Origin of the sequence: Neobacillus sp. B4I6, from assembly GCF_050434045.1 — a bacterium.
Lineage (GTDB): Bacteria > Bacillota > Bacilli > Bacillales > Cytobacillaceae > Neobacillus.
The window spans coordinates 4229810-4256626 of sequence record NZ_JBNPWB010000002.1; the positions used below are offsets into that span (position 1 = coordinate 4229810).

Genomic DNA, 26817 nt, shown 5'->3' on the forward strand with positions numbered 1-26817 from the left:
TTTTTGCGTTGGGAAAATTTATTCGATTATTTTTTGGAGGAATAAACGGTGAAATCCTGTTGGTCCAAAAGTTTCATTTTTTTATTAATAACTTCATAGTATCAAAAGGTAATTCATATGCAGATTAAATAAATAAGAAAAAAACCGACATTTAAAAAATGACGGTTTTCGAAAAAATAGTTGAATATAGTAACTTAAACTTAGTCTCCTAGCCCTTAAAGCAAGTCATTCTTAATTTAACCAAAAACTCCCTACAAGCAATGCCTTATGGAGGAAAATTTTCTATTACGCTTGATAAACAATTAGATAATTGTTTGATTACAGTGACTGATAATGGAGTTGGGATGCAGAAAGATCAAATTAGCCAAGCATTTAACCCATTCTACACATTAAAGAAAGATGGATCTGGACTAGGTTTAACCGTATGCAAACGAATTATTGACTCCTATGGCGGGAAAATTTCCATAAAGAGTAATCCAAATGAGGGAACTCAAGTAGTAATTACACTTCCATTAGTAATCGACGAAAATAGTGACTAAAAAATCGTAGGCTTCCACTACGTTTTTTTTTGTGGAAGAAAGAAGCACATGGCACTGGTGTTTTTTTGCGTAAAAAAGCTGCTCGAAAAACAGAGCAGCTTTAAAACTTATACTTCCTCACTCTTTTTCAATATACTAACCGAACGCTTAAAGAGTGGAATGAGGATAATTACACCCACAATAAAGAGTAGGGCTGACGCTTCGTACATCGCGACAAGCGAAGTTGTTTTCTTCAGCCATCCGCTCGCACTCATGGTAATGACCATGGTCCCCATAAACATCGGGTTTAAAATGCCATTGACTCGGCCAATAAAAGCTTCATCTGTATTTTTCAAAATCATCGTATTAATTCCAATGTGAATACAAGGCATAAACAAGCCGCTAATAAATTGCGCGGTCAATGTCAGCCATAACTGCTCTGATAGCCCCATTACAAAAAATCCGAGAGCACTGGCGCTCATTCCAATTGCAAGCAAGATTTGCGGAGGAGTCTTTTTCGCTAACCCCATCGTGAGACCACCACCTAAAATCATCCCTGCCCCAAACGCTGCCATCAACCATTGCAGCATCTCTTTAGGTAAACCAAGTTGTTCCGTAATGAGGAAAACAGAAAGTGGCTGCGTTAACCCCAGTCCTAAACCTGCTGCTGCAAAACAGCCCCCCAGCAAAGTCAGTGCCCGGCTGTTCCAGACATAACGGAAGCCTTCCTTCATTTCTTCCATAAGTGTGGTTTTTACAGCATTTTCTTCGCTTTCCCGGTCAGGAGGAAGCATAAATAGAATCGTTGCCGATAGCATAAAGGCAATACCCATAATGGCAATCGCTGCACTAATGCCGTAATGCTGGTAAACAAACGTACCGATAATCGGCCCTAAAATCATAAACAAAGCAAACACCGTTTGGTACATCGACATACCCATTTGAATAAGTTCTTCCTTTACATGAAGCTTGAACAGTTTCATTCCAGAAGGCTGTGAAAACTGTGAAAGAATCGATGATACAAGTGTGGCGAAGAAAATAACTTTCCAGCCCCCAAATACTAGTGTTAACAATACAATAAAGATAGACAGCGCGCTGAGGAAGTCACACCATATCATTGTCCGTTTCGGACGCCATCTGTCTGCAAAGGTGCCTCCAATAAAGGAAAATAGAAAAATAGGCGCGAATTCTGCTACAGAAATAAGCGATACCGCAACCGGATCTTCATTTGTCTGCTCAATAACAAATAACAATATGGAGTAGTTACGTACCCAAATACCGATTTGTAAAAATAATGTCGAGAGCAAGATGGTACGTATCACTCGATTTCTAAATAAATCCCCCATGGTAATGTTTGATTTTGTTTCTTCCATAAAAAAACCTCCTTATCCATTTATCTGGACAGGAGGTACTTCAGCAAAAGGGCACAGTACACCAAGTACCTTCTACTCCCTTTTGTCTATAAAAGCCCGCACTAACCCTATCCAGAAATATGTTCGTATGATGATCCGAATTTTTTCTTTTAATAGGTTTAGTGAATCATTGGCTTTATGGTCACCCTTTCGAATATCGTAGTTTCCATACTACTTTATTCTACGCTAAGAATCAAGAGCGAAGTTTGTCATAAAATGTAAATCAATGAAATTTACCTAAACCTAAAGCTTAAAATTCTTTACGAATGCTTTCATGGACTCGGGACCGCATAACTGCGCAAAATGGTTTTTCAGCTCATGTTTTGCTTCGTCCATTTCTATTTTTCTTTGATCCACGTGGTTATTTTTTGACCAAAAGGCAAGTGTTTCGAAGGATGTACTGCTCCAGCCGTTTTTCTCGCCCGAAACGTTTGTTTTCTCCTTTGTCCCTGAAACAACAATATCCATAGACCCCTGTAATTCCAACAATGCGTTATCAAAAGCCTTTTTCTTTTCTTTGTCTTTCATGCCTGCTTTGGCCCTTAATACTCTTGTGTCTATGCCTTCTTCCGCACTAATCAAAGTAAATAATTCTAAGGCTTCTCTAGAAACAAGACCGTCATTGTAACGTTTAGCCACTGAATACTGTGACCCCAATATCGCACTCACTAAAGGGAGGAGTTCAGAGGAAATTAAAATAGACTTTTTCTTAATGAATTTTCCGTAGGCTGCTACTCCATCAACTGGGAACCTTGCACGCCACATCCATGGATCATCATCCGAACCTGAATGCCAATTCTCTTTCGGAGTGATGCTATCAAGTGATGGGTAGTCAGGTATTAGCGGTGATAATGGAAGTAAACCAACTTCCTTAATGACCTTGACTGCTTCCTCATATGTACTAATTTTATAATCTACCAAACACACCAACCTCCCTTTAATCCGACTTTCTCTTTAATTCCCTATTAGTTTAGGTAAATTCTCTACATTCTAAACTCATAGAAACCATAAAAAAATGATATAATACTAACCATTAATTATATGGTGCAAATAGTATTATCGGGGGTTTGCTAGGAATGTCAACAACAAATAGTTTTTTAGGAAAACAAGCACTTGTTATCGGCGGAAGTATTGCTGGTTTATTCGCTGCACGCATCCTGTCCGTCTTTTTTGAAGAAGTGTTAATTATAGAAAAGGATCAAAAGCGCGAAAAACATTTGACCAGAACCGGAGTGCCACAAGGGTCACATGGACATGCCCTTTTAAAAAGTGGTGAGGAGATTCTCACTGAACTTTTTCCAGGGATTGTCGATGAACTGATCGCAGATGGCTCGGTAAAATCAGATTTCACCAGTGAGCTAGCCTGGAATCATCATGGGAGCTGGAAGGTGAAATTTCATGCCGGGATATCAATTATCCAGCAAAGCAGACCCTTCCTTGAATGGCATATCCAGCGCAGGCTCGAGATGATTCCAAATATAAGCTTTTTATATGGTGCCAAAGCGAAAAGGATGCTGATAAATAGTGATTCTACCAGTATCATAGGAGTAGAAATTCAAAAGGAAGGAGAAGGAGCCATTCCACTTAACGCTGATTTGGTTGTGGATGCTACAGGGGCTGGGTCAAATTCAACTAATTGGCTCAGACAATTAGGTTTCGATGGTCCCCAAAAAACCGAAGTAAAAGTAAACCTTTTCTATGCCAGTCGCATCTACTGCTCGCTTTCCCCCAAAAATAAAGACTGGGGTAATTTATTGGTTTACCCTAATCCACCAAGACAGAATCGTGGAGGGAGTATTTCCCCAATTGAAAATCAGCGCTGGATGGTGACATTACTTGGCTATGGCGTGGAATCACCACCTAGCACGGTAGAGGAATTTATAAACTATGCCAAAAGTCTTGAACAACCTGATGTATATGAAGCAATTAAAAATGGAACACCTGAGACGGATGTCAGTGTTTATCGGTTTCCAGCCTTACGCCGCTTTCATTATGAGAAGCTACAACGTTTCCCAAATGGACTAATTGTTATTGGGGATGCCTTTTATCGTATTGATCCTGTTTTTGGACAGGGGATGAGCATCGCTGCACTTGAGGCGGTTGCTCTGAAAAAGGAACTTCAAAAAGCGTTAAATAAAAATAAGCTTTCACAAATTTCGAAAAATACTCATCGAAGCTTCAGTAAAATCATAGATGTCCCATGGTTAATCGCTTTAACTGAAGACTTTCGCTTCACCCATACCGACGGTGCAAAACCGTTTGGCCTGCCATTACTGAAGTGGTATGTAAAACGAGTGATTTTAGCCTGTGAAAGCAATCAAAAGGTATACGGAAAGCTTATCAATGTACTTCAACTGAAAGCCCATCCGATTAGCTTATTCTCATCTTCCACGTTAAAAGCAGTCCTATTCAAAGTTAAGCGGTAAACTTAAATGGTGTCAGGCACCGTTCGTGGACATTTGTCTACGAGTGGTGCCTGACACCTTTTTAGAATGGCTTGAAAATCATCAGGGCGATGATGATGAGAAAGATCACATTTTCAAGGTTTTCAAATCGAAAAAGAACTTTTGATAAGCTCCAATATTCTTCGGGAATTTCTTCTCCTTTGTGCGACGCTAATAGGGCTTTAACTGGTTTTGACCTAGGTGATAAAACGAGTGGTCCAATTGCTAGTGCAGCCAAAAAGAGAAAGAGACTGGTTACATACCATCCCATCCGAAATAGGCTCGGATTGATGACCCCCATGCTCAACCCTGTGATTAATAAAAGCGTGCCGCCGACCATTACAAATATATGTAACTTATGCCTAATCCTATATGAATGTCTTAATTCGGTCATGTTCTTCCCAGATTTGACCACTGTCGTTAATATGAAACCTGGCCCCATCCCCAGGATGGCTGAAAAAATATGTATACATACAAGGATTTTATAGAAAGTAATCAATTGCTGCCAACCTCCATTCGCTCCCATCCCCATTTTATCATATTCTTATTTAATATATTAAAGTGAAATATAGTAGTTTTTGTGGCTACCATTGAATAAACAAATTTTTAAAGTTAACCCTATTTACATACAATAAAGATACAAAGGAGCTTAACTGTGAAACCTTTTGAAATATTTAATATGATTATTGATGAGGAAGCTTATGACCAGGAAGAAGTGACAGCTGATTTTACATACGAAGATCAAGATTACAGTATTACCTTTAAAAAAGGAGACCTTGAACTAGTAAATGCTTGGGTTTTTAAAAATGGGACATCCCTGCCTGCGAATTTATCCGAGAATATTATCGAACTGATAAGAGAGGATGTTAAAAACAGAATTTAGTTTTTATGATTTAAGGTATAGTAACCACGAAAGGTCATCAGAAGTCTACTCTGATGACCTTAGCTTATGCGACTAGTTAAGCGGATGATGGTAGATCATCCAGTTTCTTGATTACTTTTTAATTGAGCGAAAATTTTTTGATAGGCTGAAGCCTCTTTTACCATCCCTTTAGATTGATACATTTTGCTGATTTTTCGTACGGGAGAAGGATTTTGCGGCTGCAGCTCCATTTCCCAGAAGAAGCAATCGATCGCTTGATCGAATTGTTTAAACTCCGCATAATAATCACCCAATTCCATCATCCGATCGGGATCCTCTAATAAATTTACCATTTCACTAATTTTTCTAATCACCTCTAAATCCGGGATTACCTTTTGAATAGGGATAAGTTTTTCATGAACAGTTTTAAGATCATGCTCCTTAAGAAGGATTTCAGCAAATTGAAACACCTTTTGTTCAAATTGCTTGGTCTTTTCAGTATGTGGCAGGTGCTGCAACAATTTAATAAATTCGTCTAAATGTTCTATGACAAAGCTCGGGTCAGAATTTTCCCATATTAAAAGGAGTATAGCATCATAGGAGGCGGGAATGTCATCGATAAAATCTAATATGCATAAGGCAGCTTTCTCATAATTACCGTCTTTAAGCATTTTTTCGACTATAGATTTTGAATCAGGCAGCACTTGAAACGGATTGAGGTTGATTTGAGCTAAAATTAGCATCCATTCTTCCATCGAGATAAAACGTAAAGCTATGCTGGTATATTTTTCAATGGATTCAGCAGCTTTTAGCCTCTTTGCATTTTCTAACCACAGCAATAACTCATCTAAACCGTCTTGTTTTCTTACGATTTCTTCTAATAATATTCGTTCATTTGAATTGTATCGATTTTTGAAGCAATGTAATTCAACAAAAAGAGGATCCTTTGTTTGGATTTCATCTAAACTTGAGGAATGGTAAAATTGGTTGTATGAACTAAATTCGAGAGAGGATAAACGATCTTGTGCAGATTTTAATGTCGGTGCAAAATCAGCTAACATTTGAATGATTTGAAAGGATTTCATAAATTTCCCGTTTCTTCTAAAGTGGAAGAAAACTTTGTCGATGATCTTGATCAGCTGTTCTTTTTGAAAAAACGAGTCAAGTGTTATCAGAATGTAGACCATTTCCTGAAGAGAATAATGGATTTGTAATTGAGAAAAAAGGTTATTTTTATTCGGAATGGTGTTGTTTACGTGGGGAATTAATGCGCTTAAGAGCGGATGTGGGGATTCAATAATGATACCTTCATGAAATGCCTTATCTATAAATGTTCCTTCTTCAATCTGATCAAGCTTCTCCCCATATATAAGGGCATTTTTATAATAAATAAGATAATATCTTTCCTGGTCAGCGGTCATAACCTCGATTACTTTGCTTCGTGCAAATACGACTGTCCTTATAGCATTTCCTTTTACCATATGTTTTTTATCTTTTATGGAAATTTCGGTTGGCAACATTTCTTTCTTATTCATATCACTTTTGCCCCCTATCATAATATACACATATTAAAAACATTTACTGTTATGACTTTATCTTTATTATAACATAATCGAAAAAAAGAGTTCCTTTACCAAGGCCCTCTCCTTCCGATTCGAGTCTTACCGACATTATTTTTTAAAAAGCAGATTTACTTCAACTACTAATTCCTTTTGTAATGGGAAGGTTGACTTGTGACCGAGACTGTCAACAATATTTGTGTAGTACCACGCTTGCTGTTCTTTGCCGGCGTTAAATATGTTCCACACAACATCTCCCTGCTGCTCATAATCCTTTATGATGGAGCGAATGTTATGTAATTTATCGGCACAGGCAACCACACGAATTTCCTCTGATGCTGTCTTTAAAAACTCAATCGTATGTTCCTTTCGCTCCTTCCAGGGAAGCGATTTATCGGGTTCAGAACATCCTTCCACAATGCTAGCAATTCTTGGTCCAAATTCCCGCTCAATATCTTTCAAAGTAAGTTCTGTATCTTCAACTGTATCATGCAAAATTCCCGCTGCGATGATGTCATCCTCGTACCCTGCTTTCATTAACATCATTCCGACTGTAACCGGGTGCGTGATATAAGGGATGTCGGTATTCTTTCTGCATTGGTTTCGATGACTTTTACTCGCTATCTGCAGCGCTTTTTCAACTATATTCATTTTTGGGACCTTCCTTTTCACGTTAAATAATATTAGTCATTCGGATTAATAATCGCCAAAACTTGATGGTCTTCCCATTTTCCGTTGATCTTTACATTTTTCATAGCGATTCCTTCTTTATGAAATCCGGATTTCTCCAACACTCGAATGGAACCAATATTATGAGGCATGACACCGGCTTCTATCCGGTGTAATTTCAATTCATTGAATGCATATTTCACAAGCAGTTTAGCCGCTTCAGTTGTGTAGCCCTTCCCATTGTGCTTTTCATCTAAAAAATAACCGATGAACGCACTTTGAAGCGAGCCTCTTAGTACTTGAAATAGATTAATAGTACCAATTAAGAGACCATCATTTTTAAAAATTCCAAACGTATATGTCTGATCACTTTTACTATCTTCTTCATACATACGTATCCGGTTCAACTGAGTATCAACCGAATAAAAATCGTCATTTCGTTCCATCGAAAACTTTTCGAAAAAACTTCGGTTTTCGGTTTGTAATGTAAGCAGTGCATGTGCATCTTCTGTAGAAAATGGTCGAATATAGATGTTTTCACCTTTAAGGGTCGAATCTCCCTTCACCGATTTCAAATGCAGAACCATATGTTCATCATTATAATGAATTCCGTTCAGTTTAAGGGCATTTTCTTCAAATCCATACACTTTAAAACCCAATTGGGTATAAAGATTTTTCGCCTTTTCATTGCTTGCCATCACTGATAAATTAATTTTTTCAATCTCTTCCATCGTTTTAGCTTTATTGATCGCCTCTACCATTAATGCCTTACCTACGCCTTGTCCTTGTTTCTTGGGCGTGACATACATCGCAAAAATATTTGCTCGATGCCGTATTTTCTCGGCACTTTCTTGAAGTAAGGTGACTACTCCGATTAGTTCATCATCATCAAATGCACCAAACGTAAAGTTTCCTTCTGTGGTAAGGTTACGGGCAACTTGCTCAATGGGATTTTCTCTTTTTATGGCATCCTCATAACTTGTTAAAAATGCCTCTGGATTTTGCTTGAGTGCTTCTAGTCTTAACTTCCAATACCTCTCTGCATCAGATGTATCTAATAATATAATTTTCAAAATGATCCCCCCTTTAATCCATTTTGTGTTTCTCTATCTACCTAAAATTCACCCACAACAAATTGCTACTCTTATTAAATTCTATGAATATTATTCCATTCCTGTTTATTGCTCGGAAAACGTAAAAAGCCGAGATATCATCTACATCTTGGCTTTTAGGTCCTAAATTATTTTTCTTTGGCAATTTCTGTTCTATTAGGGGCAAGTGGCGGTTGCTCCAACCACATATTTTGTTCCATTATGTTAAACCATTTTTTGGTTACGTACAAATTTTTCAGAATAGTGGTTTCATACGCTGCAACGAGGTCTGATCTCATGGAAGATGCCAAACCTGTCCCATGATAGGCTTGCGCAACTTGTGACAAGAAACCTATATGATACATCATTAACTTATCGGAAAAAGGAGACACTGTTGAAGTGGTCACTTCCGTTTCCATGGAACGAGGAACTGGTAAATGATCTGCCTGCAGGATTTTTGAAAAGGTTGCGATATGCTGCTCAGCCACGTTTTGCGACTTTGTCATAAACTTCCTTACTTCTGTTGATTGAGCAACCTGACTAAATCCAATACAAAGGGCTTTACTCATCATACTTTTCTTTAGGTTTAAAAAAATACTGATGATTTCAATGGATGCTAAACTTCTCCCTTTTCCAAAAAATCCATCGATGAAATCATTGCTGGAGATAAACTCAGGGTTCACGGAAGGATAAATATAAGGGTCGCGCTGGAAATGCCCTTTCTCGAGCAATAGCTCCACGGTTTGGTGGTACATCCTACTTCCATCATTTAAACATGAATCGAAAAAATGGCGTAAATCTGCTCTGATAGAAACACATAAGGATGTTGAATGACCTATATGCCCATGCAGGGTCATGATATGTAAGTAATTTAAGCAAAATATATCAGTAAATAATCTCTTTGCACCTTTATTGATATCATATTCAGTAAAACCAATCGGAACCGGAAAGCCCTCACTCTCTAAAAAAGCAGCGGCTTGTTTCTTTTGTCCTCTGAAGGTCTGAATGGCATCCTCAAAAATGGCCTTTATTGATTGATCATCAATAATGGAGACCATATATCTATTTACCACGTCAGTCATAGTTCCATTTATATATTGTCCCCAAAGTGAACCTATTTCGGAAGCTGTGAGTCTTAAATTTCCCTTATCCATATTTTCGCCACCTCAATTGTATTATTTGCCAAATGAGCGAGGGTTATGAATTATTTTGTGTTTAAGGTTAATAACTACAGTGATTTACAAAAACCTACATAAGTTATTGCTCGAAATGAAATGATATAAGCAAAAACAAAGAGGGTAATTACGTGAAAAAGATACTGATTAGTTTATATATAAGCTTACTTTTCATCTCGGTAAGTGTACATCCACTGACCCCCATTTATGAAGTAAGTGCACAACACAAACCGATTCCCTCCTATGCCAAGTGGGGTACATTAGCACTAAAGAAAACTCATGAAAAATATCCGCATGCAAAAATAATTGATTATCTCCACATTGGAAGAACGAGTGGACCACAAACCTCCACCGAAAGGTTCAAGCTTTGGTTAAAAGAAAACAATAGAGAATTCGGCGTTTTCATCACAATTGAATTTAACAAGCAGACCGAAAAGGTCCTTAAGGTAACTTTTGAGGAGACAGCAAGGTAATTCCTTTTGAAGGTGGATCTAAAACGCCTAGTAAGACAGGATTCTATAGGATTGGGATATTGTTGGCTATGACCTGATTGATAAAAAATAAGAACATTATTAAAAACCAAGTAAACCACTAAGAAAAGTTTCTACTTAGTGGTTTTGTTTATAAATAGTAAGCCTTAGTGCATAATTTCCATTCTTAGGAACAAACTATATTAATCCAGTTACTATCGGAGTGAATAATATGCATAATTCATATTGGTATTATGCTTTACTGGTTCTCAGCACTATTTTATTTTGTTTTATACTATTCAAAAAAAGAAATACGCAAACTCTATTCCTATTATTAACCATGATTGGTATGGGATTTATTATTGAGACCATCATCTTTAATTTCTTAGGATGCTATAAATACAACCCTAATTTTATCCAGCATAATACTTTCTATGACAACAATTTGGGGGCATTTGTCTCAAACGCCTTTTCTTTACCCATAGTTGCCACCTTAATAGCAACGTTTCATTTAGGTTGGATTTGGATGGTTTTATTTTCTGGATTATTTGTCGGGATTGAATGGTTATTTTTAAAGCTCCATATCTATTCCCATAATTGGTGGAGGTTAGCGTATACGGGACTGGGGCTCCCTTTTTATTTTGCTACAGCTAAGATTTATTATAAATGGATTTTACGACCCTCCAAAGGGTTCAAGCATAATTGGATGCTTTATTTAATTATTGGCTCCATATCTTGCAGTGCCCATATACTTCCGATCATCTTTTTCTCGAATCGAATATACACTCCTGGGTGGTTTGAAAATTCTGGACGGGATTCGATTGCCTTAGCAGCTATTTTCTATTTATGTGATAGTCTGTTTTATTGTCTAATGAGTAAACTTAACTGGAAAATGAAGTGGGGCAAATATATCTTAGCAGGATTACTTATGTATGCGGTGAACCAAGTTCTGATCCGATTTGGAATCCTTCATAGTTTGGTATGGTGGGACCAGCCGTACTATGTGGGTCTATCTTTATTACTTACCCTTATTACGGGGATTGTTAATAAAAGATTGTTTAGGGTCCCCTATAAAGAGCAAGCATAAAAAAGCTGTAAATTTATATATTACAGCTTTTTTGAAAAGGAAGGACAATTAGCAATTAATCATTTGGTCCAAACACCCTATTTCTGATATCCGGTGATTCCCTCATTTCTATTCGTTTCTCTAACGTGGTTCTCATCCCTGGTGCAAGCAATTCACATTGGGAAAGTTCACGCATTTCCTCGATATTTTGTTTCTTAGCATGGATAATTTGATTGCACTTTTGAATGGTCCATTGTGGATATGGTCGGTCAACCAAAGTAAACGTCTGCCCCTCTTCAACAAACCCCTCTGTTAACACTCGAAAGTACCAGCCGGTTCTGCCCGTATTTTGTAATAACAGCGCCAAGTTTTTAACTTTAAAACGGCGGGCTGGTTTCCAGCAGGGCTGCCTTGGCTGCGATACCTGTAGAACAGCCCCGCCAATCTGGAAAGTATCACCAATAGAAATCTCCTCCTCGTTTATTTGTTCCATGACGAGGTTCTCCCCCATTGCGCCGGATGTGATCTTAGATATCCCTATTTCCTTTTGCCAGTGGGTGTAATTTTCAAATCCATAAGCAAATACAGCTTTTTCCGGCCCGCCATGATGTTCCAAATCCCATTGTCCATCACCAGCTAAACCCATTTTCCCGACCCAGACAGGTCCTTCAACCAACTCTTTAAAAATGGCGCTTGTCCATTCTCGATCCATAGGATTCTTTGCCTCTTTATTTCCGACCGTTTTTGGTAAACCTACAAAAACTTGTTTTAGAAAAATACTCATCTTAATTTCCTCCTAAAAAAACTGCCAATATTTTCATCATAGGTTTTCATTCATGCATCTGTAATGTTGCCTCTTCTTCATGATTCCTATATTTAATCGGCCTTATTTGAGATAATTTTTATTAAATTCGCTAAGAATAATTAATACACCTTCCTGCGCTGCTATGTAATATTAAAAAAAGCGCTTGCATTTTTTAATATCTATTCTATAATACTTGTATACAAGTATACTCGTATAAACAAGAAGGTGAAACGATGAAAGACTCAAAGGAATTATTGTATCCCGCAAAATGGCTTTCAAAAGCTTCCGCAGGTGATCGTGTAACATGTGAGCTTAGGATGCAGATTATTTCTGGTTTAATTGAAAGCGGTACCACCCTATCAGAAAATAAATTAGCCGCAGATTTTGATGTGAGTCGGTCACCGATTCGCGAAGCATTAAAAACACTAGCATCTGAAAATTTAATTCGTTTAGAAAGAATGGGTGCAATTGTCCTTGGATTATCAAATAAGGAAATAGAAGAAATTTATGATGTCCGTTTACTTATTGAAACGTTTGTATTTGAACGGGTTGTAAAATTAGACACCAAAGAGTTAGTGAAAGAACTGAGTAAAATACTCGAGATGATGAAAATTGCTATCAAATATCATGATGCCGATGAGTTTTCATATCAAGATGTCTTATTCCATGAAACAATTATTCGATCGATTAATCATTCTTACATCACGATGATCTGGAATAATGCAAAACCTGTAATGGAATCTTTCATCCTTTTAGCGATGAGGGCCCGCTTCGAGGAAAAATACAATGACTTTCCACGCATTGTGGATAATCATCAACTTTATATTGATGCGATCGATGCGAAAAATAGAGACCTGATGATTCTCTCTTTGCATCAAAATTTTGATGATGTGCAAGGAAAAGTAGAAGACCTTTGGAGGTCTCAACTAATACTTAATAAAGGAGTTGTGCAAGAATAATGACAAGCTATATGTTAGGGTTAGACATCGGTACAACAAGCACAAAAGCTGTTTTATTTACTGAAAAAGGCGAAGTCATCCAACAAGAAAATATCGGTTACCCACTCTATACTCCTGATATTTCGACAGCCGAACAAGACCCTGAGGAGATCTTTATGGCTGTGGTACAAGCCATTTCGAGGATCATGAAACATCATCCTCAAAAAGAGATATCGTTCATCTCATTTAGCAGTGCGATGCATAGCCTCATTGCCATGGATGAAAATGACCAACCGCTGACACCTTGTATTACTTGGGCAGATAACCGCAGTGAAGCCTGGGCACATAAAATAAAAAATGAATTAAATGGGCATGAAGTCTACAGACGAACAGGAACGCCTATTCACCCGATGTCACCATTAAGCAAAATTACTTGGATTGTGAATGAACGCCCAGAGATAGCCGAAAAAGCGAAAAAATATATCGGAATAAAGGAATATATATTTAAAAAGTTCTTTGACCAGTATGTTGTCGATTATTCTCTTGCTTCTGCCATGTGCATGATGAATCTCCAAAAATTGGATTGGGATAAGGAAGCATTAGAAATCGCCGGTATATCACCTGAGCAATTATCTAGGCTCGTACCAACCACCGAGATTTTTACTAACTGTAATCCAAAATTAGCAAAACAAATGGGCATTGATCCTCTAACTCCCTTTGTAATTGGTGCTAGTGATGGCGTCCTTTCCAATCTTGGTGTAAATGCGATTCGAAAAGGTGAGATTGCCGTAACCATTGGGACAAGCGGGGCAATTCGCACTATAATTGACCAGCCGCAAACCGATGAAAAAGGACGAATCTTTTGCTATGCATTAACGGAAAAACATTGGGTCATTGGCGGACCAGTAAACAATGGCGGGATGGTCTTTCGCTGGATTAAGGATGAGTTTGCAGCTTCAGAGGTAGAAACCGCGAAAAGACTAGGAATTGATCCATATGAAGTATTAACCAAAATTGCAGAAGGTGTAAAACCGGGGTCCGATGGATTGCTATTCCATCCATATCTTGCTGGTGAACGTGCTCCCTTATGGAATCCAGACGTGCGTGGATCCTTTTTCGGCTTAACGATGGCACATAAGAAGGAACATATGATTCGATCTGCGCTAGAAGGTGTTATTTACAATTTATACACCGTATTTTTAGCATTAGTTGAATGTATGGAGGGACCAGTGACTCGAATCCAAGCAACTGGTGGCTTCGCAAGGTCAGAAGTTTGGCGTCAAATGATGTCTGATATTTTTGACCTGGATGTAGTCGTTCCAGAAAGCTACGAAAGTTCTTGTCTCGGTGCTTGTATCTTAGGCCTATATGCTACTGGGAAAATCGAATCCTTTGAAGTCGTTTCTGAAATGATTGGCAGTACCTACAAACATACACCTAAAGAAGAGGCAGCAAGAGAATACAGAGAATTATTGCCAATTTTTATTAATCTATCAAGGGTGTTAGAAGAAGATTATACACGGATTGCTAATTATCAAAGAGGTTTAATCAATAAAAATATATAAATTATTGGGGGAAATAACATGCCATTAGTTATTGTAGCAATAGGGATTGTAGCATTACTTGTATTGATCATGGGCCTTAAATTAAACACCTTTGTTTCACTAATCATTGTCTCATTCGGTGTGGCTATAGCACTTGGAATGAAATTAGATGAAATCATCGCAACAATTGAAGCTGGATTAGGCGGAACACTTGGACATATAGCACTAATCTTTGGACTCGGTGCAATGCTGGGTAAATTAATTGCAGATTCAGGAGGCGCGCAGCGGATTGCGATGACTCTCGTTAATAAATTTGGCGAAAAGAATATTCAGTGGGCTGTAGTGGCTTCTTCATTCATTATCGGAATCGCTTTATTCTTTGAAGTAGGATTAGTTTTATTGATTCCAATCGTATTTGCGATTTCAAAACAAATAAAGGTTTCTATTTTATATCTTGGTATTCCAATGGCAGCAGCATTATCTGTAACACACGGCTTTTTACCGCCACATCCTGGACCAACCACCATTGCTGGTGAATATGGTGCAGATCTTGGTCAAGTATTACTTTACGGTTTCATTATTGCTATTCCAACTGTTTTTATTGCTGGACCTTTATTTACAAAACTTGCAAAAAAATTGGTTCCTAACTCATTTGCAAAGACTGGTAATATTGCCTCTTTAGGTGAACAAAAAACGTTTAAAATTGAAGACACACCTGGATTTGGTATCAGTGTATTTACTGCAATGCTTCCTGTAATCCTAATGTCAATCGCTACAATTATTACTTTGCTTCAAAAAACAATGGGATTTGCAGATAATACTTTACTAGCCATTATCCGTTTTGTTGGCGGTGCATCCCCTGCCATGGTAATCTCTTTATTATTCGCTATTTATACAATGGGATTAGCAAGAAATATTCCTATTAAATCGGTGATGGATTCTTGTTCAACAGCTATCTCTCATATTGGGATGATGCTCTTAATTATCGGCGGCGGCGGTGCCTTCAAACAAGTATTAATTAATGGCCATGTAGGTGACTATGTAGCTGAATTATTTAAAGGAACTTCTATCTCACCGATTTTACTTGCCTGGATTATTGCAGCAATTTTACGTATTTCATTAGGTTCTGCTACTGTTGCAGCTTTAACTACTGCTGGTTTAGTGATCCCGATGCTGGGTCAAACCGATGTTAACCTTGCGTTAGTCGTTCTTGCAACTGGTGCTGGTAGTTTAATTGCCTCACACGTAAATGATGCTGGTTTCTGGATGTTTAAGGAATATTTCGGATTAAGTATGAAAGAAACATTCGCAACATGGACATTACTTGAGTCAATTATTTCCGTATCTGGATTAGTGTTTATTCTATTACTAAGTTTATTCGTTTAATATCCAGTAGTGGGAGATATTATTTATCCCTCACTATTGGCGTTAGGTCAAGGGCAGGATCCCCCCTCTTATACTTAGAATCCACTAAGTATTAAAGCGGCGGATTTACTGCCTTTTATTTTTATATAAAGGAGAAGGAAGTTAAATGGACAATACAATTGGAGTTATTGGTTTAGGTGTAATGGGCAGCAACATCGCCTTAAATATGGCGAACAAAGGGGAAAAAGTAGCGGTCTATAATTACACCAGAGATTTAACAGATAAACTTTTACATAGAATTGAAAATCAATCGATCAATCCGTACTATGACGTGCAAAGTTTTGTTCAGTCCTTAGAAACCCCTAGAAAGATCTTTCTTATGGTCACAGCTGGTGCAGCGATAGATTCTGTGATTTCTTCGTTAGTTCCTTTTCTTGAGCAAGGTGATATGATCATGGACGGCGGCAACTCCCATTACGAAGATACTGCCCAAAGATATGATGATTTGAAAATTAAAGGAATCGATTATTTAGGGATTGGTATTTCCGGAGGTGAAGTAGGAGCATTAAATGGCCCGTCCATCATGCCTGGCGGAGATAAAGAAGCATATGAAAAAGTTGCTCCCATTCTTACAAAAATAGCTGCGCAAGTCGATGGGACCCCATGTTGCACATATATTGGTCCAAAAGGTGCAGGGCATTTTGTGAAAATGGTCCATAACGGAATTGAGTATGCAGATATGCAATTGATCGCAGAAGCCTATACCTTTTTAAGGGATAGGTTACAGTTATCTGTGAATGAAATTGCTGATATCTTTGGAAAATGGAATCAGGGTGAACTGAAAAGTTACCTAATCGAAATCACGGCAGAAATTTTAAAGAAAAAAGATGAAAAAACAGGTTTACCACTGATCGATGTCATCCTTGATAAAGTAGGGCAAAAAGGCACAGGTAAATGGACAAGCATGCAAGCGATAGATAACGGTATCCCCCTATCAATCATTACCGAGTCATTGTTCGCCCGGTATGTATCTTCATTAAAAGAGGAACGGGTCATCGCAGAAAATATATTAGCAGGCGCCGGAATGGACCAGCAGGCTTTAGATAAGAATTTATGGATTGAGTACGTTAGACAAGCATTATATATGGGGAAAGTTTGCGCCTACGCCCAAGGTTTTACACAATATAAAATGGCTTCTGATCTCTATGACTGGAATTTACCATTAGAAGAGATTGCACTTATTTTCCGGGGCGGCTGTATTATTCGGGCCGAGTTTTTAAACGTGATTAGTGAAGCCTATCAGAGTCAAGTAAATCTGAAGAATTTATTAATCGCACCATTTTTCGCTGAAAAAACAAAAGAGTATCAATCAGGACTGAGGAAAATGGTATGCGAGGGTATAAATTCCGGTATCGCCTTTCCCTGTTTAAGTACCTCCCTTTCTTATTTCGATAGTTACCGAAACGGCCGTTCAAATGCCAGCCTCCTGCAGGCACAACGGGATTATTTCGGTGCCCATACGTATGAGCGAACTGATATGGAAGGAGTCTTTCATACGGACTGGAACTAAAATTTTTTAGATGATCTGAACGTACAAAGGTCTATACTCGAAAATGAGTATAGGCCTTTGTTTTTCTTTTTTAAATGGAATAATCCGCAGGAATAAAAACCTTTAATTGTTTTGGTTTTACATACACTTCTTCACCTGTTTTTAGATTAAGGCTTCGAAATTGTTCTTTCCTTAAATCCACTTCCAGGAACTCGCCATTATCTTTTCGAATCAGTTCAAGTTGGACGGAGGCTCCGACTAAATGAATATAATTAATTTTTGCAGCAACTGAATCCAGGCTAGCCTCTCTTTCGATACTTATATCATGCGGTCGAACGTAACCGACTGCCTCGGTATTCTCTGTTGCGGAGAATTCGGGTGCATCGACTTCAAAATTACCGTGTCGTAATTTCCCTTTATGGAGGCGCCCTTTAAATAAATTAACATTTCCTAAAAAGTGATAAATAAAAGGACTGTTTGGATTTTCATATACTTCCTCTGGTGTGCCGATTTGCTCAATCTTCCCTTCATTCATCACGACAACTCGGTCGGCAACATCCAGCGCTTCCTCTTGGTCATGCGTCACAAAAATGCTCGTAATCTGGTAATCATCATGGAGCTTTCTTAGCCATCTGCGAAGATCTTTCCGGACTTTCGCATCTAACGCACCAAATGGTTCATCTAACAAGAGTACCTTAGGCTCAACCGCTAATGCTCTGGCTAATGCCACCCGCTGCCGCTGGCCGCCAGACAAATGGGAAGGATACCGTTCGGCAAATGCTTCTAATTTTACTAGCTTTAGTAATTCCATGACCTTTTCTTTTATTTCGGTTTTGGAAGGACGCGTTTTCCTTGGCCGGACTTTTAATCCATAGGCCACATTTTCAAAAACAGTCATATGACGAAACAAGGCATAATGCTGGAAGACAAATCCTACTTTCCGCTCCTTTGTACTGATATGAGTCATATCTTCTTCCCCGAACAAAATGGCTCCCTGATTCGCACCTTCTAAGCCTGCGATGATTCTTAGAAGCGATGTTTTCCCAGAACCAGACGGACCAAGCAGGGCAACGAGCTCCCCTGTTTGAATATCAAGATTAATTTGATCAAGGGCTTGAAAGTTTCCAAATGATTTTGAGATATTTTGAATTTGAATGCTCATCTTAGTGAACTCCTTCTTCAGGTTCAAATGATTTTTTTGTTTTCCATTCAATGACATTTTTTACAACCAAGGTGATGATGGCGAAAAATGACATTAAGGAAGCAACCGCAAATGCCGCGGAAAATTGATATTCATTGTATAAAATTTCAATATGGAGCGGCATCGTATTGGTCATTCCGCGAATATGTCCTGAAACGACCGAAACAGCTCCAAACTCCCCAATTGCTCGAGCACTACAGAGAATAATCCCATATAATAATCCCCATTTAATATTCGGCAGAGTTACCAAAAGGAATGTCTTCCATCCGCTCGCACCCAAAGTCAAGGATGCTTCCTCATCGGCCGTCCCCTGCGTTTGCATTAATGGAATGAGTTCCCGAGCGACAAAGGGCAGCGTCACTAAAAGTGTGGCCAGGGCGATTCCGGGCACTGCGAAAATAATTTTGATATTATGGTCGATTAACCATTGTCCAAATAAACCATGCGCACTAAATAATAGAACAAACACCAATCCGGCGATGACTGGGGAGATGGCAAATGGCAGATCAATAATCGTAATCAAAAGACTTTTTCCTTTAAAATTGAACTTGGTTACGGCCCAGGCGGCAGCCACACCAAAGATGGCATTAAGTGGCACGGTAATCAAGGTAATGATCAAAGTTAGCTTGATTGCAGATAATGCATCTGGATTGCTAACGGCCTCTAGGAAAACGGCTATACCCTTATCAAAGGCTTTTATAAAAATTGCCACCAGCGGCAACACCAATACCAGCCCTAAAAACCCTAATGCTAGTGTAATTAGAACCCAACGAACGAACCGGGGTTCAGAGTCGCGTGTTGTCGGTTGAATCAGTGTACTTGAATATTGCATTGGTACATTTCCAGCCATAGTTACCTCCTTCTGGGTCAAAAAATCGATCCTTTTTTGTTTGCTAAAATTGATTCGCTGATATATGACTTGGTTTCGCTGATAAAATCTCATTTTCGCTGATATATGACTTAGTTTCGCTGATAAAAGGTCATATTCCGCTGATAAATTTTATAAGTTACCTGATAAGGTGTAATTTTACACTAGCAAAAAAACAATCTTGATGGAAACAGCCAATTTTTCAAATATTTCGCTTTGTTACAGATATTTGTTTGCGGAAATACTAAGTTTGTTTGCGAAACAGATAAAACCTCCTCTAAAACTAGTTATCTCTAAATAAATTTCCGATTCGTCCACCACTGCAATACATTAATAATAAGTAGAATCGTAAAGGAAAAAATCAACATAACGGCTGCTATCGCTGTAGCACCGGCGTAATCATATTGTTCTAACTTGGTCATGATTAGCAGCGGAGTAATTTCTGTCTTCATCGGCATATTCCCTGCAATAAAGACCACCGAGCCATATTCCCCAAGCGCCCGGGCAAACGCAAGCGCGAAACCTGTTAAAGCAGCTGGCAGAATTTCTGGAAAAATTACTTTTACAAACGTTTGCGAACGATTTGCACCTAAACTAGCTGATGCTTCTTCGATTTCTTTTTCCAAGCTTTGCAGGACGGGCTGAACGGTGCGCACCACAAAGGGCAGCCCGATAAATGTTAATGCTAATGTAATCCCGAGCGGAGTAAATGCCACTTTAAAACTCAAAAACTGCCCAACCCAGCCATTTTCCGTATACAAGGTCGTTAAGGCAATCCCGGCAATCGCTGTTGGTAAGGCAAAAGGCAAATCAACTAGCCCATCGATAATTCGTTTACCAGCAAACTGATAACGTACCAGGACCCATGCAATTAGAACGCCAAAAATAACATTTATAAAGGCTGCTAAAAAGGCTGCACCAAAGCTCAGTTTATAGGAGGCCACCACCCTCGAATCCGAAATAGTCTCCCAGATTTTCGACCATTCGACTGTCACAGAATTAATAAATATCATTGATAATGGCAGAATGACAAGGATGCTAATATAAAACATCGTAAACCCTAACGAAAGACCGAAACCTGGCAGCACACTATTTCTTTTCATTTTTAAACTTGCTAAACGAGCCATGAGGTTGACCCCTTCCGGATAAGATACATGTAGGGCATCCCAAATCGTAACGATTTAGGACACCCATCTAACTGAACTACTTACTATGGCTGGTAAATCTGATCAAACGTCCCGCCATCATTAAAGTGCGTCTCTTGTGCTTTTTTCCATCCTCCAAAATCTTTGTCAATTGTGACTAAATTAATTTTTGGAAAGACATCTGCATACTTGTCAAGGATCTCTTGATTACGCGGGCGATAATAATTCTTAGCGATAATTTCCTGTCCTACATCACTGTATAAATAATTCAAATAGGCCTCAGCTACCTCTTTAGTTCCCTTTTTCTCGACGTTCTTATCGACCACGGCAACCGGTGGTTCAGCAAGAATACTAATGGATGGGACAACAATCTCAAATTTGTCTTTTCCTAATTCATTAAGTGTTAAGAAAGCCTCGTTCTCCCAGGCAATCAAGACATCACCAATGCCTCGTTCAACGAAAGTGGTGGTTGCTCCGCGGGCACCAGAATCTAATACTTCAACATTTTTGTACAGTTGGCTCATAAATTTCTTAATTTTTGTTTCATCCCCATTATATTTATCTTTTGCGTATGCCCAAGCTGCTAAGTAATTCCAACGGGCACCACCGGATGTCTTTGGATTTGGAGTTATGACCGAAGTTCCCTTTTTCGTTAAATCGTCCCAATCTTTAATCCCTTTTGGGTTCCCCTTTTTAACTAGAAACACAATCGTTGACGTATACGGAGTCGAGTTATCCTTCAGCTTCTTTTGCCAATCCTTCGAAAGTAAGCCGCCTAAGTTTGCAATCTCATCGATATCATATGCCAATGCCAGCGTAACAACATCTGCATCAAGACCATCGATGACAGCACGTCCTTGTTTTCCTGAACCACCATGTGACTGTTGAATGGTTACCTTCTGACCTTTTTCCTTTTCCCAATACTTAGCGAATTCTCCGTTAAACTCTTCATATAGTTCTCGGGTTGGGTCATATGAAACATTTAATAATTGGACAGGTTCTTTTGGTTTCGCAGCCTCTTGTTTGGTTCCCCCATCTTTTTTCTCAGTGCTTTGATTACTAGACTGACTGCTGCACCCTGCTAGAATAAGGGCGATAAGAATAAGTACGGTTGTGAATTTGTAAGCTAGTTTCATTTGTGATTTCCTCCTTTTTTAAACAAAAAAGGCTACCTATTCTTAGGACTATCGCTTAAAGGTCGGTTGTCTGCTTTTCGGAGTTAAGATAAGTCCGGTGAGCAACAATCATCTCTCGCATAGTCTAGAAAATAAGTAGCCTTCAGTAGACTGATCGGCTAAATTTTTTAAAAATAAATCCAATAATAAGTGTGGTCACTTTTTGCAAATCATCTTTGTTATTTAGATGTTTTCTTATTTTGTGCAAATCGTGTTTTCTCTGTCTTATCAATTTGAGTGATCGTACCGTCATGAACGGTTATGACCACAGAACCATACTCCATCCCCTTTAGTGTCGATAAAATATAGTTTGCTTTTGCTTGATCCACAATTGCCATATTTTCATCCTCCCTTAAACTCCTAATATCACATAAGAATACTTGGTTTTATGATCTAAAAAAAGAACCTATGATTCTATTCATCTACATAAACCTGAAAAAATACAAAATGACTGACAACAATGTGGACTCCACTTACTAATCGGATAGATCATAATTAGTCCCCCTTCGAATAAAAAAAGACTTATACCCCTAAATAAGAGTATAAGCCTTTGGTTTTCCAATCAGCTTAATATTAAATTAATTCTCCTTTGAATCTATTTGAATTATTTACATTTTATTCTGACTTTTCCTACCTGTCAAGTGGGTTTTATAAAATAATTTCTAGTACCAGCTTTCTAAAACAATAAAGTACTATTCAAAAGTAAGTCGATACGCTTTCACAATGATGCCGTCATCCGCAGGTTCAAAATCGAATTGCGGTAACCTTTCAAAACCAAGGCGCCCGTATAGTCCCATCGCACTTTTCATAAAATCTGCGGTATGCAGGCCGATTGAATGACAGCCTTGCACTTTCGCTCGTCGAATACATTCTGAAATCAGTGCTTTTGCCACCCCATTGCCTCGAGCTTGCGGTGTCACTGCGAGCATTCGTATTTCAGGATAATCCAACTTATCTACCAATCCTTCGTAGGCATCGGTTTTTGCAGGAAACAAGGCAATACTGCCTACTATTTTCCCATCAATTTCAGCAACAATTCGTTCCACATCCTCCTGCGCATCAGCATCGGACGAGATTGCGTGTTTAAGCGCCTTCCAATGATCTTCAAGAATGTTTTGGGCATGTTCTTCATATGAGTTTACTCTTTGTTCTCGAATGAATGATAATTCATCCGCTGCAGCATTGCGAATAATCATTTTACCACCTGCTTCTAGTCAGTTTTTCTCAGTGTATTAAAAACTTTTCAACCTTATTACTTAAACCTTGTCGACCATGTTGAGAAGTAAGCCCAGAGAGGTCGGGACCCTTCGGCAAGATATTATATCCCTTCTGATCATCACTAGCGATATGGTTCGACAGATGATAATGCCGTTTAATTGCATCGAATTCTGTCGTATCTCCAAAACCGGGGGTTTGAAATAAATCTCGTAAATAGCCCCATAGATTTGGAAAATCAATTTTCTCGTTTATATACAAATTAAATTATGAGTATTTCTATCGGTTTTATCCATTTTAGTATGTAAAACTTTTATGAGTCACTAATATTACCTGACTTTATTTAAGATTCAGAATCATTAACCCAATGAAAAAGGACATCTCCCATTTCAGAAGATGTCCTGTTTTCCCTATTTTAAGCTACCTTACGTTCCTGATAATTTTTAAGCTCATGGCCTTCCCATTTGGTAATAACAATTGCAGCCAAAGAGTTTCCGACAATGTTTACACAAGTACGAGCCATATCAAGAATACGATCAATTCCGGCAATAAATGCTAGCCCTTCTACAGGAATACCTACGCTGCCCAAAGTGGCTAGTAGAACAACAAACGATACACCTGGTACCCCAGCAATTCCTTTAGATGTTAACATCAATACAAGAACTAATGTAATTTGATGTCCAATACTCAAATGGATTCCATACATTTGCGCAATAAACAGTGCGGCAATCGCTTGGTAAAGCGTAGAGCCATCTAGATTAAAGGAATATCCTGTTGGAATTACGAAAGATGTAATCGATTTAGGACAGCCCAATTTCTCCATTTTTTCCATGATTTTTGGAAGAACGGTTTCTGAACTTGCTGTCGTGTAACCTAAAATTAATTCGTCTTTTAAATATTTAATGAGGTGGATAATATTGAATCCGGCAATTTTTGCTACTAATCCAAGGACGACAAGGATGAAGAAAAACATGGATCCGTATACAACTAAGACTAGTTTTCCCAGTGGAATTAATGAGGTAATTCCAAATTTCGAAACAGTAACACCAATTAATGCAAACACACCGAATGGCGCGAGCTTCATGATTTGGTTTGTGACATAGAACATCGCATCGGCCGTTCCTCGGAAGAAATTGATAATTGGTATCCCTTTCTCTCCAATCGCTGCCACACCAAGTCCAAACATAACAGAGAAGAAAATAATCGGTAACATTTCTCCGTTAGCTAATGATTGAATGATGTTCGTCGGAACAATATTCACAACAGTGTCAATCATAGAATGGGACTCAGTTTTTTCGGCTGTACTTACATAGCTGTTAATATCCGTTTTAGTAAGTTTCGATTTATCAACGCCATCTCCTGGCTGAAACACGTTCGCAGCAAGAAGTCCAACAATGATCGCAATCGTGGTAATGATTTCAAAATAAAGCAGGGTTTTCCCGCCCAGTTTTCCTAAAGACTTCATATCACCAACACCAGCAACACCTACAATAAGGCTGGAGATAACAATTGGGACAACAATCATCTTAATTAAGCGAATAAATATATCTCCAATTGGCTGAAGGTAGCTTGCCACATGTGGATTTCCGTAAAAAACCGCACCGACAATAATACCAAGTGTCAGACCAATGAAAATCTGCCATGCTAAACTAATCTTCTTCATATGCATTTCCCCTTTTTTATAATATTAAAAAATTGATTACATAGAGGTATCAACTAAGAAGTACAATCTTTCAAATTTTTTTATAAAATGAAAATTTCTATCTACTAAACAATCTATCTTTATTTATTTTAATAATAATTCTTCTATTAAACAACATATATTTAAGTGGGAATTACTCTCATTTATGATATTGATATAGTAAAAACCATAGATACCAAGGCTTCGCGCCTATTAATTGATTAGTTATTGCTTTCAGAAAACCCGCCATCAAATTGACATACATACCATTTTTACATTCAAATCAGTTAAAAAGTTGGTAACAAAGCTTACACAAAAAGTCATTAGAAGTTATTCTAAAAATAAAAAAGAGAGAGGTATGCTCCCTCTCGATTTTGGCATTTTATTGGAAAATTCCTATTAAAAGATATTGATTCCAGTCAAAAAAAATAGAGCAGGAATTTCAAATCCCTACTCCGTCTTAATGACTACCTTAAAAACTCAAGTACCTTTTTAACTGCAGCCTCTCCCTGATCAATACAGTCTGGAATACCAACACCTTCATAGGAACCTCCAGCTAGAAATACTCCGGGTAATTCCTTAGTCAGTGATTCCTTCACACTCTTCATCCGTTCAATATGACCAACATTGTATTGCGGCATCGCTTTTTTCCATCTTGTGATGATATGGAACAATGGTTTATCGGTTATGTTCATGGTTTTATTTAAATCCCGTAATGCAACATTTATAATCTCTTCATCTGATAAATCAACAGCCGCTTGATCATTTGGTTTTCCAACATAACAGCGTAATAAAGCCATATCCTTTGGTGTCGTACCAGGCCACTTTTTATGCGTCCATGTACAGGCAGTTATTCTAAAGTCACTGTTTCTCGACACTAAAAAGCCTGTCCCCTCTATGTCCTGTTTAATTGCCGACTTTGGAAATGCCATGGCAACGTTGGCCACAGAATAGGATGGCATATCATCAAACGTGTGCATGAACGGATAATCAGAAAGCATTTTTTGTGCATGGAAATGTTCTGTCGCAATGACCACGCTGTCCGCCTGTTCAACCGTTCCATTAGCGAAGGTAATCGAATAGTGGTTTTGATCTCTCACAATTTTTTCAACAGGGACTCCTTTCCTAACAGTTCCTTCATCCATCCGCCTGACCACTTCTTCAATCAACGATTCCAGACCGGTTGATAGGGAGATAAACATTCCTTTTTTTGAAGGTTCTTTTTTCTCTGTTTCAGGTGGAGACGGCATCGTTTTTTTCAAGCCAAGCACAAGGCTTCGATGTTTTTGCTCCATATGATAGAACATCGGAAACAATGACATTAAGCTTAAGCGGTCGATATCGCCTGCATAAATTCCTGACAGTAGAGGGGCGATTAAGTTATCCACTATTTCATCCCCAAGCCTTCTTCTGAAAAACTCACCGAGGGATTGATCTGCCTTTTCCTTTCCTTTTGGTAAAATAAAATCACCTGCTGCCCGTAGTTTTCCTAGTGGTGAAAAGAGTCCTGAGAGCGCAAATGGTGTAACCTGGGTTGGGATCCCCATAAATGCTCCCTCAGGCATCGAACGGATCCTTCCTCTAGCGTATATATAAGATTTCCCGGCTGTATTCGCGACCACTTTGTCTTCTAAGCCGACTTCTTTAATTAATTTAAGCGCACTGGCTTTTCGAGCCAGAATGGAATCGGGACCTTTTTCAATCATAAAGCCATCCCTCTTCACCGTGTGAATCACACCGCCAAATCGGTCACTAGCTTCATATAGCTTGACTTCAAGCGGCAGTGCTCTCTCCTTGATCTCCTTTTGCAGGTAGTATGCTGTTGCTAAACCTGTGATTCCTCCACCTATTATGACGACCTTCTTTTTCTCCATATCAAAAACCAGCTCCAGATAATTATTTTTATAAAAAATTCTATGTTGTATGAAAGTTAGTTTGCTCACATTTTCACATATATATATTTTTATAAAGGAGAGTGCGATCCATTCTCCTACATTTATCATTTTAAACTATTAAATAAAATAAAAAGTAGAAATTTACAACTTGTAGCAAAATGTTCACGAAT

25 protein-coding genes and 1 pseudogene are annotated in these 26817 nt (G+C 38.4%); 9 read left to right on the plus strand and 17 right to left on the minus strand.

From position 1 onward, the window contains the following. Nucleotides 1-227: 227 nt before the first annotated feature. Nucleotides 228-539 (plus strand): ATP-binding protein, encoded by a 312-nt coding sequence (locus tag QF028_RS23170; protein ID WP_429472476.1) that lies wholly within the window; start codon nt 228-230, stop codon nt 537-539. Nucleotides 540-646: 107 nt separating this feature from the next. On the opposite strand, the gene QF028_RS23175 is transcribed toward QF028_RS23170, so the two are convergent. Together QF028_RS23175 and QF028_RS23180 are read right to left on the minus strand one after the other, a co-directional pair. Next, nucleotides 647-1891 carry an MFS transporter gene (locus tag QF028_RS23175; protein WP_429469272.1) on the minus strand — a complete coding sequence of 415 codons (1245 nt, stop codon included), beginning with the start codon at nt 1889-1891 and terminating at the stop codon, nt 647-649. 282 nt (nt 1892-2173) lie between these two features. Further along, a complete protein-coding gene (locus QF028_RS23180) occupies nt 2174-2851 on the minus strand; it encodes an AlkZ-related protein (protein ID WP_429469274.1) in 678 nt (225 codons plus the stop codon). A gap of 155 nt (nt 2852-3006) precedes the next feature. Between QF028_RS23180 and QF028_RS23185 the strand changes: the two genes are divergently transcribed. After that, complete coding sequence (locus QF028_RS23185) at nt 3007-4356, plus strand: FAD-dependent oxidoreductase (RefSeq protein WP_429469276.1); 1350 nt, start codon at nt 3007-3009, stop codon at nt 4354-4356. Nucleotides 4357-4417: 61 nt separating this feature from the next. Here the strand turns inward: QF028_RS23185 and QF028_RS23190 are convergent, their stop codons facing one another. Then, nucleotides 4418-4873, minus strand: coding sequence for a DUF2269 family protein (locus tag QF028_RS23190; RefSeq protein ID WP_429469279.1), 456 nt, complete (start codon nt 4871-4873; stop codon nt 4418-4420). Between the two features lie 156 nt (nt 4874-5029). Between QF028_RS23190 and QF028_RS23195 the strand changes: the two genes are divergently transcribed. After that, nucleotides 5030-5257: a hypothetical protein gene (locus tag QF028_RS23195; protein WP_429469282.1), complete on the plus strand. Its 228-nt coding sequence runs from the start codon at nt 5030-5032 to the stop codon at nt 5255-5257. A gap of 95 nt (nt 5258-5352) precedes the next feature. Here the strand turns inward: QF028_RS23195 and QF028_RS23200 are convergent, their stop codons facing one another. The 5 genes and pseudogenes from QF028_RS23200 to QF028_RS23220 all read right to left on the minus strand — a co-directional run bounded on the left by QF028_RS23200 (nt 5353) and on the right by QF028_RS23220 (nt 9709). Then, the gene (locus tag QF028_RS23200) at nt 5353-6771 is read right to left on the minus strand and encodes a tetratricopeptide repeat protein (protein WP_429469284.1); all 1419 of its coding nucleotides are present in this window, start codon (nt 6769-6771) and stop codon (nt 5353-5355) included. A 135-nt stretch (nt 6772-6906) separates the two neighbouring features. After that, nucleotides 6907-7446 (minus strand): HD domain-containing protein, encoded by a 540-nt coding sequence (locus tag QF028_RS23205; protein ID WP_429469287.1) that lies wholly within the window; start codon nt 7444-7446, stop codon nt 6907-6909. A gap of 32 nt (nt 7447-7478) precedes the next feature. Beyond that, complete coding sequence (locus QF028_RS23210) at nt 7479-8051, minus strand: GNAT family N-acetyltransferase (RefSeq protein ID WP_429472478.1); 573 nt, start codon at nt 8049-8051, stop codon at nt 7479-7481. Nucleotides 8052-8060: 9 nt separating this feature from the next. Next, nucleotides 8061-8537, minus strand: a pseudogene (locus QF028_RS23215) (N-acetyltransferase family protein); the annotation flags it as partial. A gap of 167 nt (nt 8538-8704) precedes the next feature. Continuing rightward, nucleotides 8705-9709, minus strand: coding sequence for a DUF3231 family protein (locus QF028_RS23220; protein ID WP_429469290.1), 1005 nt, complete (start codon nt 9707-9709; stop codon nt 8705-8707). A 152-nt stretch (nt 9710-9861) separates the two neighbouring features. Between QF028_RS23220 and QF028_RS23225 the strand changes: the two genes are divergently transcribed. Together QF028_RS23225 and QF028_RS23230 are read left to right on the plus strand one after the other, a co-directional pair. Further along, the gene (locus QF028_RS23225; protein WP_429469292.1) at nt 9862-10203 is read left to right on the plus strand and encodes a DUF3889 domain-containing protein; all 342 of its coding nucleotides are present in this window, start codon (nt 9862-9864) and stop codon (nt 10201-10203) included. A gap of 229 nt (nt 10204-10432) precedes the next feature. After that, nucleotides 10433-11287, plus strand: a complete 855-nt coding sequence (locus QF028_RS23230) for a hypothetical protein (protein WP_429469295.1) — start codon at nt 10433-10435, stop codon at nt 11285-11287. Nucleotides 11288-11342: 55 nt separating this feature from the next. Here the strand turns inward: QF028_RS23230 and QF028_RS23235 are convergent, their stop codons facing one another. After that, a complete protein-coding gene (locus tag QF028_RS23235) occupies nt 11343-12050 on the minus strand; it encodes an MOSC domain-containing protein (RefSeq protein WP_429469298.1) in 708 nt (235 codons plus the stop codon). A gap of 254 nt (nt 12051-12304) precedes the next feature. On the opposite strand from QF028_RS23235, the gene QF028_RS23240 reads away from it, so the two are divergent. From QF028_RS23240 to gnd, 4 genes are all read left to right on the plus strand, one after another. After that, a complete protein-coding gene (locus tag QF028_RS23240) occupies nt 12305-13030 on the plus strand; it encodes a GntR family transcriptional regulator (RefSeq protein WP_429469301.1) in 726 nt (241 codons plus the stop codon). After that, on the plus strand, nt 13030-14574 hold the full coding sequence (gene gntK, locus QF028_RS23245; RefSeq protein WP_429469302.1) for a gluconokinase: 1545 nt from the start codon (nt 13030-13032) through the stop codon (nt 14572-14574). Before QF028_RS23240 ends, gntK begins: the two co-directional genes overlap by 1 nt. 18 nt (nt 14575-14592) lie before the next feature. Further along, nucleotides 14593-15939 (plus strand): GntP family permease, encoded by a 1347-nt coding sequence (locus QF028_RS23250; RefSeq protein WP_429469304.1) that lies wholly within the window; start codon nt 14593-14595, stop codon nt 15937-15939. A 145-nt stretch (nt 15940-16084) separates the two neighbouring features. Continuing rightward, complete coding sequence (gene gnd, locus QF028_RS23255; RefSeq protein ID WP_429469307.1) at nt 16085-17488, plus strand: decarboxylating NADP(+)-dependent phosphogluconate dehydrogenase; 1404 nt, start codon at nt 16085-16087, stop codon at nt 17486-17488. A 70-nt stretch (nt 17489-17558) separates the two neighbouring features. Here gnd and QF028_RS23260 read toward each other — a convergent pair whose 3' ends face one another. The 8 genes from QF028_RS23260 to hemY all read right to left on the minus strand — a co-directional run bounded on the left by QF028_RS23260 (nt 17559) and on the right by hemY (nt 26626). Next, nucleotides 17559-18629, minus strand: a complete 1071-nt coding sequence (locus tag QF028_RS23260; protein WP_429469310.1) for a sulfate/molybdate ABC transporter ATP-binding protein — start codon at nt 18627-18629, stop codon at nt 17559-17561. Nucleotide 18630: 1 nt separating this feature from the next. Continuing rightward, nucleotides 18631-19518: a sulfate ABC transporter permease subunit CysW gene (gene cysW / locus QF028_RS23265; RefSeq protein ID WP_429469312.1), complete on the minus strand. Its 888-nt coding sequence runs from the start codon at nt 19516-19518 to the stop codon at nt 18631-18633. 311 nt (nt 19519-19829) lie between these two features. Next, complete coding sequence (gene cysT / locus QF028_RS23270) at nt 19830-20663, minus strand: sulfate ABC transporter permease subunit CysT (protein ID WP_429469314.1); 834 nt, start codon at nt 20661-20663, stop codon at nt 19830-19832. Between the two features lie 83 nt (nt 20664-20746). Further along, nucleotides 20747-21817, minus strand: coding sequence for a sulfate ABC transporter substrate-binding protein (locus QF028_RS23275; protein ID WP_429469317.1), 1071 nt, complete (start codon nt 21815-21817; stop codon nt 20747-20749). Between the two features lie 218 nt (nt 21818-22035). Beyond that, nucleotides 22036-22194: a YezD family protein gene (locus tag QF028_RS23280; protein ID WP_088085603.1), complete on the minus strand. Its 159-nt coding sequence runs from the start codon at nt 22192-22194 to the stop codon at nt 22036-22038. A gap of 354 nt (nt 22195-22548) precedes the next feature. Beyond that, nucleotides 22549-23052, minus strand: coding sequence for a GNAT family N-acetyltransferase (locus tag QF028_RS23285; protein WP_429469319.1), 504 nt, complete (start codon nt 23050-23052; stop codon nt 22549-22551). A gap of 434 nt (nt 23053-23486) precedes the next feature. Beyond that, nucleotides 23487-24734, minus strand: a complete 1248-nt coding sequence (locus QF028_RS23290) for a cation:dicarboxylate symporter family transporter (RefSeq protein WP_429469321.1) — start codon at nt 24732-24734, stop codon at nt 23487-23489. Between the two features lie 485 nt (nt 24735-25219). Beyond that, nucleotides 25220-26626 (minus strand): protoporphyrinogen oxidase, encoded by a 1407-nt coding sequence (gene hemY, locus QF028_RS23295; protein WP_429469324.1) that lies wholly within the window; start codon nt 26624-26626, stop codon nt 25220-25222. Nucleotides 26627-26817 lie beyond the last annotated feature (191 nt).

Coding starts and splice junctions, on each gene's coding strand:
- QF028_RS23220 (WP_429469290.1), bottom strand. CDS start 9,709: ATGGATAAGGGAAATTTAAGACTCACAGCTTCCGAAATAGGTTCACTT.
- QF028_RS23185 (WP_429469276.1), top strand. CDS start 3,007: ATGTCAACAACAAATAGTTTTTTAGGAAAACAAGCACTTGTTATCGGC.
- cysT (WP_429469314.1), bottom strand. CDS start 20,663: ATGGCTCGTTTAGCAAGTTTAAAAATGAAAAGAAATAGTGTGCTGCCA.
- QF028_RS23240 (WP_429469301.1), top strand. CDS start 12,305: ATGAAAGACTCAAAGGAATTATTGTATCCCGCAAAATGGCTTTCAAAA.
- hemY (WP_429469324.1), bottom strand. CDS start 26,626: ATGGAGAAAAAGAAGGTCGTCATAATAGGTGGAGGAATCACAGGTTTA.
- QF028_RS23275 (WP_429469317.1), bottom strand. CDS start 21,817: ATGAAACTAGCTTACAAATTCACAACCGTACTTATTCTTATCGCCCTT.
- cysW (WP_429469312.1), bottom strand. CDS start 19,518: ATGGCTGGAAATGTACCAATGCAATATTCAAGTACACTGATTCAACCG.
- QF028_RS23260 (WP_429469310.1), bottom strand. CDS start 18,629: ATGAGCATTCAAATTCAAAATATCTCAAAATCATTTGGAAACTTTCAA.
- QF028_RS23230 (WP_429469295.1), top strand. CDS start 10,433: ATGCATAATTCATATTGGTATTATGCTTTACTGGTTCTCAGCACTATT.
- QF028_RS23210 (WP_429472478.1), bottom strand. CDS start 8,051: ATGGTTCTGCATTTGAAATCGGTGAAGGGAGATTCGACCCTTAAAGGT.
- QF028_RS23280 (WP_088085603.1), bottom strand. CDS start 22,194: ATGGCAATTGTGGATCAAGCAAAAGCAAACTATATTTTATCGACACTA.
- QF028_RS23285 (WP_429469319.1), bottom strand. CDS start 23,052: ATGATTATTCGCAATGCTGCAGCGGATGAATTATCATTCATTCGAGAA.
- gnd (WP_429469307.1), top strand. CDS start 16,085: ATGGACAATACAATTGGAGTTATTGGTTTAGGTGTAATGGGCAGCAAC.
- QF028_RS23205 (WP_429469287.1), bottom strand. CDS start 7,446: ATGAATATAGTTGAAAAAGCGCTGCAGATAGCGAGTAAAAGTCATCGA.
- gntK (WP_429469302.1), top strand. CDS start 13,030: ATGACAAGCTATATGTTAGGGTTAGACATCGGTACAACAAGCACAAAA.
- QF028_RS23175 (WP_429469272.1), bottom strand. CDS start 1,891: ATGGAAGAAACAAAATCAAACATTACCATGGGGGATTTATTTAGAAAT.
- QF028_RS23235 (WP_429469298.1), bottom strand. CDS start 12,050: ATGAGTATTTTTCTAAAACAAGTTTTTGTAGGTTTACCAAAAACGGTC.
- QF028_RS23290 (WP_429469321.1), bottom strand. CDS start 24,734: ATGAAGAAGATTAGTTTAGCATGGCAGATTTTCATTGGTCTGACACTT.
- QF028_RS23250 (WP_429469304.1), top strand. CDS start 14,593: ATGCCATTAGTTATTGTAGCAATAGGGATTGTAGCATTACTTGTATTG.
- QF028_RS23200 (WP_429469284.1), bottom strand. CDS start 6,771: ATGAATAAGAAAGAAATGTTGCCAACCGAAATTTCCATAAAAGATAAA.